Genomic DNA, 14,239 nt, shown 5'->3' with positions numbered 1-14,239 from the left:
ATAAGAAAGTGCTATATTTGAAACTTAAATCGTCTTTTCATGCAGAAATTCTCATACTCCATCCTCGCCATAATTCTAGCAGGGTTTACAACCGCTTTCGCACAGCAATCTGAAATTTATACAAACGATTTAGCCGATTACAATAAAGCGATGTCACTTTACAGGGACAAGCAATACCAATCGGCCCAAATCATCTTCGATAAAGTCAAGCAGCAAAACCAAAATCCTGAAATCCAATCGGATTGTACTTATTACAGCGCCAATTGCGCTATCCGGCTGGACCAGATGAATGCTGACGAGGCTATGGAATCTTTTGTGAAAAATTACCCGACCAGCACAAAACAAAACCTGGCCTATACCGAAGTGGCGACCTATTATTTCGAACAAGGTAAATACCCTCAGGCGCTTGAATGGTTTGACAAAGTGGAAGAAGGAACCCTGACCAGCGACGACCAGGATAAATACAATTTTTACAAAGGATACAGTTTTTTCAATTCCGGGAAAAAGAAAGAAGCTTCCCAATATTTGAATAAAGTGGTCAATTCGCAGGAATATGGCTCACAGGCCAAATATTACTTGGGTTTTTTAGCCTACGAAGGAGATGATTACAAGGAAGCGACAAAATATTTCGACCAGGTTTCAGGAGAAGAAAAATACAAAGAGAAACTGTCTTATTTCCAGGCAGACATGAATTTCAAACTCGGGAAATTCGACAAGGCAATCCAGTTGGGGCAAGCGGCCATGGCAGGTTCCAATGCGATGGAAAAATCAGAACTGAACAAAATTATCGGGGAAAGTTATTTCAACCTGAAGCAATATGATAAGGCAATCCCGTTTTTAAAGGAGTACAAAGGCAAAAAAGGAAAATGGAACAATACGGATTTTTACCAGCTAGGTTATGCGTATTATAAGCAAGGTGATTTTGAAAATGCCATTTCGCAATTCAACAAAATAATCGGGGGAAATGATTTCGTGGCCCAAAACGCATATTACCATTTAGGGGAAAGCTACCTGAAAACCGAAAAGAAACAGCAGGCTTTGAATGCTTTTAAAAATGCTTCCGAGATGGCTTTCGATGCAAAAATCCAGGAAGATGCCTACCTTAATTATGCACGGTTGAGTTATGATATCGGGAATTCGTACCAAAGTGTTCCGGATGTACTGAACGGGTTTATGACAAAATACCCTAACAATCCGAATAAAAACGAAATCGAGAACCTGCTGATCAATTCGTACATCACTTCCAAAAACTACAAAGAAGCCTTGTCTCTACTGGAAAAAAACAAAAGTTTCGGAAATAAATCAGCGTACCAGAAAGTATCGTTTTACAGAGGTTTGGAATTGTTTACCGATGGAAATTACCAGGAAGCACTTGCGCTTTTCAAGAAATCGGTAGCGGAGCAAAAGGATGCTAAATTCTCTGCAAGAGGAACGTTCTGGAAAGCGGAAACCGAATATGTCCTGGATGATTTCTCCAATGCATTATTGAGTTTTAAACAGTTTTTGGGATATCCTGAAGCAAAAGATACGCCCGAATTCAAAAATGCCAACTACGATATTGCCTACTCGCATTTCAAACTCAAAGAATATGAGCAGGCGGGCAATTTCTTCCAAAAATATATTGAGGTTTCCAAAGATGATAAAATCCGCCTGACCGATGCATACCTGCGCCTGGCTGATTCTCGCTTTGTGACCACGAAATATTCCGCTGCCATGGAAGCCTATGACAAGGCTATTACATTAAAAACGGTTGATGGCGATTATGCCGCGTATCAAAAAGCGATCAGTTATGGTTTTATGGGGAAAAATGACAAGAAAATTGCCGATTTCAACCAGTTCCTAAAAACATACCCGAATTCCCAATACCGTGATGATGCTTTGTTCGAATTGGCCAATACATATACTGCTGAAAATGAAACGTCATCGGCGATTAAAACTTATGACCAGCTGATTTCAGAATTCAGGACCGGAAGCTATACTTCAAAATCGATCCTTCGCCAGGGCTTGATTTATTATAACGGGGACAAGGACGACCTGGCTTTGGCCAAATTCAAAAAAGTGGCTGCGGATTTCCCTAAATCGGAAGAAGCGCTGGAAGCCGTAAAAACAGCACGGTTGATTTATGTAGACAAAGGAAGGGTTGACGAATACGCTTCTTGGGTCAAAACGCTTGATTTCGTGGAAGTTTCAGATGCGGAACTGGACAATGATTCCTGGGAAGCTGCCGAAAAACAATATTTGCAAGGCAATACCAAACAGGCCATTACCAATCTTTCCAGCTATGTAAGTGCTTTTCCTAACGGAATCCATTCGTTAAAAGCGAATTTCTACCTGGCGGATTCGTATTATAAAGACGGTTCTGTCAATAATTCTGTCCCGAACTACGAATATGTGATTGCCAAACCGCATAGCGAATTTACAGAGCAATCGCTGTCACGTTTAAGCGAGATTTACATCAAAAAAAATGATTACGTTAAAGCACTTCCTGTTTTGCTGCGTTTGGAATCAGAGGCCGATTTCCCTCAAAATAAAACCTATGCGCAAGCTAATCTTATGAAGGCTTATTACGATGGAAAAGACTATCCAAAAGCTGTAGTGTATGCAGATAAAGTTTTGGCCAACCCAAAAACGGACGATAAAATAAAAAGCGATGCCCAGATCATTGTTGCCCGCTCGGCCATTCAGGTCAATGACGAGACAAAAGCCAAAGAATCGTATGCCAGGCTGCAGAAAATAGCCAAAGGAGAACTTGCCGCAGAAGCCTTGTATTATGAGGCTTATTTTAAAAACAAGGAATCAAAATTCGAGGATTCGAACAAGGCGGTCCAAAAACTGGCCAAGGATTATTCCGGTTATAAATATTTCGGGGCCAAAGGTTTGGTATTGATGGCCAAAAATTTCTACGGATTGAAGGATAGTTTCCAGGCCACCTATATTTTGGAAAGCGTGATCAAGAATTTCAAGGATTACCCTGATGTAACCGAAGAGGCCCAAAAACAATTGGATCTTATCAAAACGGAAGAAGCCAAAACAAATTCATCGATTACAAAATAACAGCCTTTAAGAATATGCCGTGCCCGTTTATGTGGTTTTGTGCAGCAGCAAAAAAAATACATATGAAAAATACAATCATCATAATCCTGCTTATCACCTTTCAGTTTTCTTTCGCCCAAAAGAAAGACGAAAATATCGGTACAGAAGTGGTAAACGTTGTAAAACCGTATTCCCCAACTATTTCAGATGCGTTTAAAATAAAGGAAACCCCTTCATTGGATGACAACGAAACCAGCAAAAAGGAAGAAATCAAATACCAGATTTTCTCATTTCCGGTAGCTTCTACATTTACTCCTTCCAAAGGAAAAGCAGCAGGCGTGGACAAAGCCAAACAAGAAAAATTATACCCTAATTATGCCACATTAGGTATCGGTAACTATGGAACGATCAATGGGGAATTATTCGTAACCCATAAATTGGACAAATACCAATATATTGGGGGGATGTTTCGTCACCTGTCGTCACAAGGCGGTATAAAAGGAACGCTTTTGGATGATAAATTCGGGGAAACTTCGGCTAATGTAATGTATGGCTACAGCCGAAAAGACATTACCTTCAAAGCGGATTTGGGCATTAAAAACGAGGCATACAACTGGTACGGCATGCCATTGGAAAACCCGAATTTCAGCAATGTACAGATTGATACAATTCATCCAAAACACAGTTATACCACGATAAAACTTGGTTCGGAATTAGCAGTTTCCCATAGTTTTTTTGAGAAGGCAAATGTAAATTTCATCGCTTTTTCGGATAATTACGGTTCCAAAGAAAACCGTTTCATTATCAAACCGGCGTTTAATTTCGATTTTGGAGATACATCGGTCAAGACCAAATTCAACCTCGATTACCTGAATACTACTTTTGACACGTCTTATTTGCTGCAATATCCTGTTGCAGGCGTGGCTACGAATATCCAAAAATCGAATTTGATTTTCAGCGCGAACCCAAGTTTCCAGATACTCAAGGATGACCTTTCTGTCGAATTAGGAGCAGAAGTAACCTATTATTCGGTAATGAAGGATGTATTTGCAGGAGTAAAAACGGATGCGGACAGCGATTTCTTTATTTATCCGAAAGTCAAAGCTTCTTACAAAGTCGTAGGCGACCTTATGATTGCTTTTGCCGGTGCAGAAGGAGGATTGAAACAAAACTCCTATGCTGATTTTGCTGCCGAAAACAAATTTTTGTCGCCAACATTGGCAATCCGTCCAACGGACAACCAATACGATATTTATGCCGGTTTAAGAGGGAAACTAGCCAGCGCTTTGGCCTATACCGTGAAGGCTTCTTATACGTCGTCACAATACAAAGCTTTGTTTAAATCCAATCCGTATTTGTCGGCACCGTCGGAGAATTACAGTTATGGAAACTCTTTTGATGTCGTGTATGACAATGTGAAAACCCTTTCGTTTTACGGAGAATTAAAAGCTGATGTCAATAAAAATGTTACGCTCGGGCTTACTGCGGAAGTTAACGATTATACGACTGATGAGCAGGAGGAAGCCTGGAATTTGCCTATGCTGAAAGCTGCTTTTACCACTGATTTCAATATCGGGAAAAAATGGTACGCCGGGACCCAATTGTATTTCGTAGGGGAGAGGAAGGATGCTTTTACGAACTACCAGCTTTTCCCAAACCCGGATGCCGTACAAACTTTGGACAGTTATTTCGACATCAATGCACACATAGGTTACAAATACAACGAGCGTTTGACCTTTTTCCTAAGAGGGAACAACCTGGCCAGCCAAAATTACAACCGTTGGCTGAATTATCCCGTGCAGGGCGCACAGGTGGTTGGCGGCGCAAATTATAAGTTTGATTTCTAAAAAGAATGACATTCAAGCAGAAAATCCACCAGCAATACCTTCAACTGGTCCAGGACAAAATAGATGTTTTCCAGGATATGATTTCCGGGCTTACCGAAGATTCGAAAAACGATGCCAAAGGCTCTGCTGGCGACAAGCACGAAACGGCTTTGTCCATGATGCATATCGAACAGGAAAAAATAACAAGGAAATTACAGGAATCTTTGGCGCAAAGGGAGATTTTGGACAAAATAGATGCCGCCCAGGTTTTTTCAAAAGTAGCTTTGGGAAGTTTGGTAAAAACCAATACGCTGACTGTTTACCTCTCTACAGCCTTGCCTAAAATAACGGTCGAAAACCAGAATATTTTTGCCATTTCACCACAATCCCCGCTCGGAAGCCAGTTAATGGGAAACCGGGCCGGGTTTTCCTTTGAAGTGAATAATTCAAAATTCACGATTGAAACCATTGAATAAAATCTTATTTTTAGCCTAAAATACACCAGATGCAGCTCAAATACCTTTTTCTTTCCGCTTTCGTTTTTTCCATCACGGCCCAGGCCCAAAAAAAGATTCCCGCAGACCTGATTGTTTCCAATGCCACGATTTACACGGTCAATAAAAATTTCGAAACAGCAGAAGCCTTTGCAGTCAAAGACGGGAAAATCCTGGCCATTGGCACTTCGGCCGAAATCAATAAAAAATACAGTTCCAAAAACAACATCAGCGCTACCGAAAAATTCATTTATCCCGGTTTTTACGACGCTCATGCGCATTTCTATAATTTTGGGATGAGCCTCCAACGGGTTAATTTACGTGGCACATTGAGTTTTCAGGAAGTTGTGGATAAGGTCATTGCTTTTCAAAAGGAGAAAAACCTCGATTTCATACAAGGAAGGGGCTGGGACCAAAACGACTGGAAAGTCAAGGAATTCCCTACCAAAGAATTGCTGGATCGTTATTTCCCAAACACACCAGTGGCATTAACACGTATTGACGGCCACGCCATGCTGGCAAATAGCAAAGCGCTGGAATTGGCTGGAATTACAGTTAAAACCAAAGCCGAAGGCGGGCAAATCGAGATCAAAGACGGGCAACTGACCGGGATTTTGGTGGATAATCCGATGGAACTGGTGTATAATATCATTCCAAAGCCTAAAAAGACCTTACAAATACAAGCTCTAAAAGAAGCTCAAAAAGAGGCGTTCCAATACGGGCTGACAACCATCAATGAAGCAGGGCTGGAAAAAGAAACGATTGACCTTATTGATAGCCTGCAGGAAGAAAAAGTCCTGGATATCAATATCTACGCGATGGTCCTGGCTACTAAAGCGAACGTTGATTATTACACGCAACTCGGAATTTATAAAACCGATAAACTGAACGTCCGTTCCTTTAAATTTATTGGAGATGGCGCCTTAGGTTCCCGCGGCGCCTGCCTGCATGCAGAATATTCGGATAAGCACAACCATTTTGGGGCATTGCTTTCGCCTGTTTCCGAAATAAAACAAATCGCCAGGCAAATTGCCGATTCCGATTTCCAGATGAATACCCATGCTATCGGGGATTCGACCAATACTATCCTGCTGAAGATTTACAAAGAAGTTTTGGCCGGAAAGCCCGACAGGCGCTGGAAAATCGAACATGCCCAGGTCATGCGCGAAGAAGACTTCGATTATTTCAAATTAGGCATCATTCCTTCGGTGCAGCCTACGCATGCCACTTCCGATATGTATTGGGCGGAAGAACGTTTGGGTAAAAAACGCCTCAAAACCTCGTATGCGTATAAAAAAATGCTCGATAAAGCCGGTTTGGTCGCACTTGGTACCGATTTCCCCATTGAAGAAATCAATCCGATGTATACTTTCTATGCCGCAGTGGCCCGTAAGGACCTTAAAAATTACCCTGAAGGAGGTTTCCAGATGGAAAACAGCCTAACCCGGGAAGAAACCCTCAAAGGCATGACAATCTGGGCCGCTTATTCCGATTTTGAAGAAAACGAAAAAGGAAGCCTCGAAGCTGGGAAATGGGCTGATTTTACCATTTTTGACGCCGATATCATGACTATGGATATTGACGGCATTCCGTATGTGAAACCTGTCAATACCTTTGTAAAAGGAAAGCAGGTGAAGTAAAGGTTTGGAAATGGCTTTCAAAATATTGTACCTCTTTAACTTTTTTGAAAGATTTAGATTACAAATTTAAACTTCCGACAAGGTTTTAAGCTTCTTTTGCTTTCATATTTAAATAATATTTCATTTTTGAATTAAAATTTATAATTAAATATTTATTTTTAGTTTCAATAATAAATCGTATTGCGCAATTTTGTTTCAGTTATATATCAAAAATAACTTATAACCAAAAAAACAGAATTAGTATGTGCGGAATAATAGCCATTATCGGAAAAGGAAAAGATGTCGAATCAGTAAAAAAAATGTCTAAAAGAATGTCCCACCGCGGACCGGATGAAAGTGATCTGCATATCACCGAAAACGGGCATATCTTAAGCCATGAGCGTTTGTCCATCATCGACCTGCATTCCGGTCGGCAGCCTATCCGCGGCACTTCCACAGCTTATATGGTCCATAACGGGGAAATTTACAACCATCAGGAATTACGGGACGGGATTTTGAAACACCACACCTTCAGGACGCATTCGGATTCAGAAGTGATCGTGCATCTTTACGAAGAATTCGGGTATGATTTCCTGGATAAACTGGACGGGGATTTCGCTTTTGTTGTAGTCGACGGTAATGATTTTATAGCCGGCCGCGATCCGCTTGGCGTAAAACCGTTGTATTATGGCATTGACGAGCGTGGCCGCATTTATTTCGCTTCGGAAATGAAACCTATAGCAGACCAATGCAAAACATTTTCCACTTTTCCGCCAGGGCATTATTATACGTCCCAAACCGGTTTTGTAAAATACTATAAACCGGAATATGAAGATTACAGGAAAGCCGATCAGGAACTGGATTTGGCATTGTTGCGGGAAACTTTAACCGAAGCCACACGCAAGCGATTAATGAGCGATGTGCCTATTGGTGTCTTGCTTTCCGGTGGATTGGATTCGTCATTAACATCTTCCATTGCAGCCAGGTTGCTCAAAGAAAAAGGCAAAACCCTGCATTCCTTCTCGATTGGCCTTGATGCTGAGGCTCCGGATGCCAAAGCCGCCCGTAAAGTAGCGGAATTTTTAGGAACTGAACATCATGAAATCCATTTTACCATTCAGCAGGGCATTGAAATCCTGGACAAACTCATCTGGCATTTGGAAACCTATGACGTGACTTCGGTCAGGGCCAGTACGCCTATGTATTTCCTGTCGAAAGCCATAACCGATATGGGGATTAAAGTAGTATTGTCCGGCGAAGGGGCCGATGAAATATTTGGTGGCTATTTGTATTTTAGAAATGCTCCTTCGGTTGAAGAATTCCAAAAAGAAACCATCGAGCGTATCCAGAAATTATTCACCGCCGATTTGCTCCGTGCCGACAAATCGACCATGGCCCACGGACTGGAAGCCAGAGTGCCGTTCCTGGACAAAGCTTTTTTAGAAGTTGCCGTAAAGATCAAAGCAGAAGAAAAACTGCCCAAAACCTATGATGGCAAAGAAAAATATATTTTACGAAAAGCCTTCGATACTCCTGAACAGCCTTATTTGCCAGACGATGTGCTGTGGCGCCAGAAAGAGCAGTTTTCGGATGGAGTAGGATACAGCTGGATCGACACATTAATCGAATACTGTGCGTCCCAGGTCACGGATGAGCAATTGGAAGCGGCCGCTGCCTTATTTCCATACAACACACCAATAACGAAAGAAGCGTATTATTACAGAACGATCTTCCATAAATATTACCCACAAGTCAGCGCTGCCGAAACAGTGCGCAAATGGATACCCAAATGGCAGGAAAATACAGACCCGAGCGGAAGGGCCAACGCAGCCCACGTAAAAGCGGATACTGAAATTGCCAAGGCCGGAATAGCTGTATAACCGTTTGAGTATTCTTTAGAAAGCACCCATTTTACGGGTGCTTTTTTATTATTCCTCAATCCATTCCCGGAAAAGGCTGGTATTGCTTTGGCTGGTGACCAAGTATTTTTCGTAGCCCCGAAGCTTTATGGCGATGGTGTTTTTCGTATAGCGGTCCATTCGTTCGATATGCTTTTTGTTGGCCAATTCGCTTCGGTTTATCCTGAAAAAATCAGATTTATCCAATACTTCTTCAATCTCCTTGAGGGTGGATTGTGTGAGCAAATGTTTTTTGGAATGCTTGTCAACAGCGAAAATAACCCCTTCTTCGGCAGCAAAAAACAAAATATCGCCGGTTTCTATAAAATAAGTTCCTTGGTTGGAAGGCACGGAAAATCGTTTCTTAACCGTTTTTTCAGATGTTGCTCCTGTGATGATCTGGCTCAGTTTGGCGTACAAATCGGTATCTGTAGTATTGGATTTGCGCAACCAAAGGAATTTGTCCCAGGCTTTTTGGAACCGTTCAAACGAAAAGGGTTTTAAAAGATATTCGATCCCATTGCCTTCAAAAGCATCCATTAAAAACTGATTATAGGCCGTGGTGAAAATAATAGGGCAGGAAACTGTCACTTCATTATATATTTCAAAAGCGTTTCCGTCCTGAAGCTCAATGTCGGAAAGGATCAGGTCTATGGAAGGATTGGTTTTCAGGAAAGCGATGGCTTCGGTTACAATACCGATTTCGGCTATTACGGTAACAGGTTCGTTGATGCCTTCCAGGAACCGTTTGAGTTTTTTCCTGGCCGGGATTTCGTCTTCTATGATAACGACTTTTATCATGGGTTCTGGATTATGGGTAAAGTTACGGCAAACCGGCTTTTGGAATGATCGATTGCGATTTCCTGGCTGGATAGCAGGCGGTATTGCTCTTTCAGGTTTACAAGTGCTTTCCCCGAAGGCATTTTTACAGTTCTTTTTTCGATGATGTTGTTGGAAACTTTGAGTTGGCCCTGTATTTCTATGGTAATCAGGACTGGATTGCTTTCGGTTCCCAGATTGTGCTGGATGGCATTTTCCAAAAGCAATTGCAACGTAAGCGGTACGATATAACCGCTGTTTTTCTCTTTTTGGATGATTTTCAATTGATAAGACTGTCCGTATTTGTGCTGCATCAGCCTAAAATAACTCTTAGCGAAGGAAAGTTCGTCTTCTACCGAAACCAATTTTTTGTCTGTTGCCTGCAAAACGTAACGGTAAATTTCGGAAAATTCATATAAGAAATCCGATGCTTTGTGCTTGTCTTCTTCAATGAGCTGGTCCAGGACATTCAGGTTGTTGAATAAGAAATGCGGGCTGAGTTGTGATTTGAGCTGGTTGATTTTGCTCTCGGAAAGCGCTTCATTGCTAAGGAAAAGCTGTTTTTGGTTTTTCTGGTTTTTCGAATAATAATAATACGCCAGGAAAAAACTCCCGTAAATAAAAGCGTTCAGCAAGTTCCCGATGGAATCGTTAAGAAGGGTATTGAGGTTGAAATTCCTTTCGACAGTATCAAAAGCCAAGGCAATCAGCAACGACAACATATTGAGTATGATAAGGTACAAAAGCAAAGAAGTGCTGAAAACCTTGAGTGTTTCCCTATAATCGAATGTTTCTGATTTCTGCCAGCGCTGCATCAAAAACCGCATGAGTGCAAACAGGATACAGGCACTGATGAAATAAAGAACGGCGGCTTCGGGCGTAAACAGGTACCAGCTGAACCTTCCCCGCACCAGAAAACGGATCTGTACCGATTGTGCATAACCGAACAGGAATATGAACAGTAAAAAGTACCGGTTTTGCTTTATCTTCTCAAGCATGTTTTGTATCAACTTTTGTAAAAATAGCCCTATACGGTTATATAGGGCTAAGATAGGGTAAAATTATTTTGTTTTGGTTTCCGGGAAAGAAGCGATTACGTTTCCGTTATCATCATAAAAATCCAGTTTTGCCTTATTGTCCTTGTCTACATAGAACATGGCCTTTGGCATTCCTTTGTCATCAAATAAGAACAAACCGTTGTTTTGGCTTTTGGTTTTTCCGAGCATGACGCGGGTAGTGCTACCTATGAGCCCTTGCGCGGCATATTCCTTGTATTTTTTCTTCGTTGCCTGAGGATCGGTTTGGCCAAGGATTTCCAGTTCTTTCATAATTTTCATTGATTTTTCCTGCGATTCCTCCGTAGGCCTGTCGTTAAAAACAAGGCTGCTCGCTACCGTTCTTTTGTTTCCTTCTTTGTAATCCTGGTTCAGAAGCTGCATGACCTGGTCGCCGTCATATTGATCATAGGTAAGGGATAATCCGGAGCTGTGCCCGTTTGCATTTTTTTGCCCGTCGTAGATGAATCCTCCGCATTCGATACCTTCTTCATTAAAAAATAACATCCCGGAGCGTTTTTTCCGGTTTTCGGTTACAAGGCGGTTATTCACTTTTTCGCCGCTGTTCGGGAATTTATCTACATTGGTGAGGATCATTTTGACAGTCCCGTCTTTTTCCACAATATTGATTCTTTCCACATCGATTTCCCCAAATTTCGCATTGCCCGATTTTTGAAATGCGGATGTGGTAAGCATAATAGCCCCTAAAGCCGTTGTTGCTGCAAATGTTCTTAAAAATACAAGTTCTCGGTTCATTGTTTAGTTGTTTTATAGTGATACATTCGATTTGATAGGACAAAACTATCAGTATCGGATGCCAGTATCAACCAGAAAGCAATGAGCTAAGGAAATAAGCCGTTAAAGCAGGAATTTTTAAATTGAGTTGGGGTTTGGTTTCTATTGTTTCACATTTTTCATCGCCCAGATGAGTAAAATATTCTTCTCTTTTGGCAAATCGAGCTTTGTGATGATATTGCTCCGGTGCCCTTCTACGGTACGTTCCGATAAAAAAAGCATATCGGCAATTTGCTTGCTTGTTTTTTGCTGGGCAATCAGTTCGACTATTTTTCTTTCGGAAAGCGTTAGTTTTGACAACTCATCGTCCGCCGGAAGCGCATCTACAATCAAATCATCTTCCAGGTTTTCGCTTACATAGCGGTTGCCTTTTTTAATTTCGGAGAGGCATTTTTCCAATTCGGTATGGGCGTGCTCTTTTAATATATAGCCGTAAATACCATATTCATTGGCTTTTTTGTACAAAGTCATTTCCTTGTGCATGGTCAGCAGGATGATTTTTGTCTTTAGTTTGTTCTCGTACACTTTTTTGGCCACATCCAAACCGTCCATTCCGGGCATATTAACGTCCAAAATCGCGATATCAGGATGGTGCAGCGAGATTAAGTTTAAAGCGGAAACCCCGTTGGAACAGGCATCCACTACTTTGTAACCGTAAGATTCGACAAAACTTTTTGTGCCTTGCAATGTAAAGGGATGGTCGTCTGCAATTAATATTTTCATTAGGATTTTTTTATTTCGATTCTAACAATTGTCCCGTTTTTGTCGGAAGTGATTTTTGCCTCGCCGCCAATAGCCCTGGTACGTTCAATAATGTTATGGAGCCCAAAAGCGTTCATGCCGGCCAGCGTTTCGGTTACATTAAACCCTTTCCCGTTGTCTTTTATTTCAATATGGATGGTATTGTTCTCTTCGGCAATGGTAATTTTGGCGGCTACGGCATCGGCATATTTGATAATATTCGACAATGCCTCCTGGATAATCCGGTACACCTGCAATTCATCCGGAACCGATAGCGAAGAATGGTAGTTGATATCAGCCGTGACCATAAAACTATTCACAGATTGTGTTCTTTCCACTAATTGTTCCACACTGTTTTTCAAGCCTATTTTATCAAACATGACAGGATGCAGGTTGCGGCTGATGATCCGGATGTCATTAATAATGGCATCAATTTTAGTATTGGCCAGGTCTGTTTTGCCTTCCATCGTATTTTTCAAACTCAGCAATTCGTGGCTTACGCTGTCGTGAAGGTCGCTGGCAATCCGCCTGCGTTCTTCTTCGGTTTTTTCCAGCAATTGCCTGGTGTACAACCGCGCGGCCTGTTTTTCCAGGCGCAGCTGTTTTTGTTTGCGTCGTAGCGAAATGGCCAAAACAAACAGCAAAATCCCAATCAGGGTGCTAAACAACAAGGCAATGGTTGTATTTTTGTTCAGGATTGTTTTTTCCTGCAGTTTTATCTGCTGTTCCTTCTTTTCGGCCTGGTATTTGGCGTTTAATTCCAAAGCCTTGTTTTTTATTTCGGTCGAAGCCAAACTGTCCGACGCTTTCTGCAATTCTGTCTGGTAATAAAAGGCCTGCTCGTACTTTTTTTGGCTCAGTGCCTCTTCTTTGAGCAAAGTATAAAAATTCTGCAATATCTGGTAATTGCTGTTTTCTTCCAAGGCCGGAATCGCGTTTTTGATCTTATTGATATCTACAATTCCTTCCTTTTTCTTAATTTCATATTCAGCAAGGGCAATGTCGTATTCTTGAGTAGAATAAGTGGTATTCAGGCTGGTAACTTCCGGTCTTAATTCATCCAGTATTTTTTTGGCTTCAGCAATCCTGCCTTCTTCCAGCAGTTTTTTGGTATAATACGTATTAATGGAAATCTTGAGCGAACTGTCCTTAAACTTACTTTCCTTAAATAAATGGTACGTCGAATCGATCAGGGCATAAAACCGCGGGTTATGGCTTTCTTCAAAATTCTGGATCCTGTTGTAATAGGCCGTAAAAATATTGCCCGTATCTTTTGCAATGGTAAAATACGCAATCGATTTAGTATAATATTCTTCGCCCTTTTTATAATTTTTCAAGGCCATATTGATGGAAGCAAGGTTGCTGTACACCCCGCCAATGCCAATCAGATTATCCGTTTTGTTAAAATAATGCAAGGATTTCAAGCTGTTTTCCAGAGCCAGGTTTTGGTCACCGATGCTGAAATAGCAAAAAGAAATATCAAAATAAGCATATGCCTTATCCACACAACTTTGGTAATCTACGGCTTCAACAGCAGTAATATTCCGGAAATAGTCAATAGCCTTCTTGAAATTCCCTTCTTCCGTCTCATAACAGCCCAGGTACGAAGCCAGGAAAGTAGTTTGGTCCGGCGGTAACTTATCAGCATACTTTTCAGAAAACGAATGCACCAGCGCTTCAAAATCCTTATCGTAAGCCGAAAAATGCACTATTTTGACACTCACAATACGCAGCACATCCGCCGCAGACTTAAAATCCTTTTCCTTGATTTTCCGGGTATAGAAATCATAAAAAACAGTCCTGTAATTTCCCTTATGGAAGTTGTTTTTATCGTTCAGCCATTTTACAGTAGGGTCTGAAATACCATCTTTAGGCTCATGGTACAGCACGTTGTCCTTCTTTTCCCCGCAGGAAAGCAAAAGGGAAAACACGAGTAACAACCGGATGTATCGCTTCATT

At 41.4% G+C, this 14,239-nt stretch carries 10 protein-coding genes; 5 read left to right on the top strand and 5 right to left on the bottom strand.

Annotation, left to right across the window (positions count from 1 at the left end):
* Positions 1-39: 39 nt before the first annotated feature.
* The 5 genes from E4635_RS03335 to asnB all read left to right on the top strand — a co-directional run bounded on the left by E4635_RS03335 (position 40) and on the right by asnB (position 8,852).
* Positions 40-3,054: a tetratricopeptide repeat protein gene (locus E4635_RS03335; protein WP_135525208.1), complete on the top strand. Its 3,015-nt coding sequence runs from the start codon at positions 40-42 to the stop codon at positions 3,052-3,054.
* A gap of 62 nt (positions 3,055-3,116) precedes the next feature.
* Entirely contained in the window at positions 3,117-4,880 is a 1,764-nt protein-coding gene (locus tag E4635_RS03330; protein ID WP_135525207.1) for a porin family protein, read from the top strand.
* A gap of 5 nt (positions 4,881-4,885) precedes the next feature.
* Positions 4,886-5,335 (top strand): hypothetical protein, encoded by a 450-nt coding sequence (locus tag E4635_RS03325; protein ID WP_135525206.1) that lies wholly within the window; start codon positions 4,886-4,888, stop codon positions 5,333-5,335.
* A 29-nt stretch (positions 5,336-5,364) separates the two neighbouring features.
* Positions 5,365-6,993, top strand: coding sequence for an amidohydrolase (locus E4635_RS03320; RefSeq protein ID WP_135525205.1), 1,629 nt, complete (start codon positions 5,365-5,367; stop codon positions 6,991-6,993).
* A 242-nt stretch (positions 6,994-7,235) separates the two neighbouring features.
* Positions 7,236-8,852, top strand: a complete 1,617-nt coding sequence (gene asnB, locus E4635_RS03315; RefSeq protein ID WP_135525204.1) for an asparagine synthase B — start codon at positions 7,236-7,238, stop codon at positions 8,850-8,852.
* Positions 8,853-8,900: 48 nt separating this feature from the next.
* On the opposite strand, the gene E4635_RS03310 is transcribed toward asnB, so the two are convergent.
* From E4635_RS03310 to E4635_RS03290, 5 genes are all read right to left on the bottom strand, one after another.
* On the bottom strand, positions 8,901-9,671 hold the full coding sequence (locus tag E4635_RS03310; protein ID WP_135525203.1) for a LytR/AlgR family response regulator transcription factor: 771 nt from the start codon (positions 9,669-9,671) through the stop codon (positions 8,901-8,903).
* Positions 9,668-10,687, bottom strand: a complete 1,020-nt coding sequence (locus E4635_RS03305; RefSeq protein WP_135525202.1) for a sensor histidine kinase — start codon at positions 10,685-10,687, stop codon at positions 9,668-9,670. Before E4635_RS03305 ends, E4635_RS03310 begins: the two co-directional genes overlap by 4 nt.
* A gap of 63 nt (positions 10,688-10,750) precedes the next feature.
* Positions 10,751-11,500: a hypothetical protein gene (locus E4635_RS03300; protein ID WP_135525201.1), complete on the bottom strand. Its 750-nt coding sequence runs from the start codon at positions 11,498-11,500 to the stop codon at positions 10,751-10,753.
* 141 nt (positions 11,501-11,641) lie between these two features.
* Complete coding sequence (locus E4635_RS03295; RefSeq protein ID WP_135525200.1) at positions 11,642-12,262, bottom strand: response regulator; 621 nt, start codon at positions 12,260-12,262, stop codon at positions 11,642-11,644.
* Complete coding sequence (locus tag E4635_RS03290) at positions 12,262-14,238, bottom strand: ATP-binding protein (protein WP_169630192.1); 1,977 nt, start codon at positions 14,236-14,238, stop codon at positions 12,262-12,264. Before E4635_RS03290 ends, E4635_RS03295 begins: the two co-directional genes overlap by 1 nt.
* Between the last annotated feature and the right edge of the window lies 1 nt (position 14,239).

It is taken from the genome of Flavobacterium humi (genome assembly GCF_004745595.1).
GTDB classification, from domain to species: Bacteria; Bacteroidota; Bacteroidia; order Flavobacteriales; family Flavobacteriaceae; genus Flavobacterium; species Flavobacterium humi.
The sequence above is the reverse complement of the archived record's forward strand: the minus strand, read 5'-3'. Positions and strand labels throughout refer to the sequence as shown.

Bases quoted from the DNA above. Each gene is read 5' to 3' on its own strand.
- E4635_RS03335 (WP_135525208.1), top strand. From the start codon at position 40: ATGCAGAAATTCTCATACTCCATCCTCGCCATAATTCTAGCAGGGTTT.
- E4635_RS03330 (WP_135525207.1), top strand. From the start codon at position 3,117: ATGAAAAATACAATCATCATAATCCTGCTTATCACCTTTCAGTTTTCT.
- E4635_RS03325 (WP_135525206.1), top strand. From the start codon at position 4,886: ATGACATTCAAGCAGAAAATCCACCAGCAATACCTTCAACTGGTCCAG.
- E4635_RS03320 (WP_135525205.1), top strand. From the start codon at position 5,365: ATGCAGCTCAAATACCTTTTTCTTTCCGCTTTCGTTTTTTCCATCACG.
- asnB (WP_135525204.1), top strand. From the start codon at position 7,236: ATGTGCGGAATAATAGCCATTATCGGAAAAGGAAAAGATGTCGAATCA.
- E4635_RS03310 (WP_135525203.1), bottom strand. From the start codon at position 9,671: ATGATAAAAGTCGTTATCATAGAAGACGAAATCCCGGCCAGGAAAAAA.
- E4635_RS03305 (WP_135525202.1), bottom strand. From the start codon at position 10,687: ATGCTTGAGAAGATAAAGCAAAACCGGTACTTTTTACTGTTCATATTC.
- E4635_RS03300 (WP_135525201.1), bottom strand. From the start codon at position 11,500: ATGAACCGAGAACTTGTATTTTTAAGAACATTTGCAGCAACAACGGCT.
- E4635_RS03295 (WP_135525200.1), bottom strand. From the start codon at position 12,262: ATGAAAATATTAATTGCAGACGACCATCCCTTTACATTGCAAGGCACA.
- E4635_RS03290 (WP_169630192.1), bottom strand. From the start codon at position 14,238: ATGAAGCGATACATCCGGTTGTTACTCGTGTTTTCCCTTTTGCTTTCC.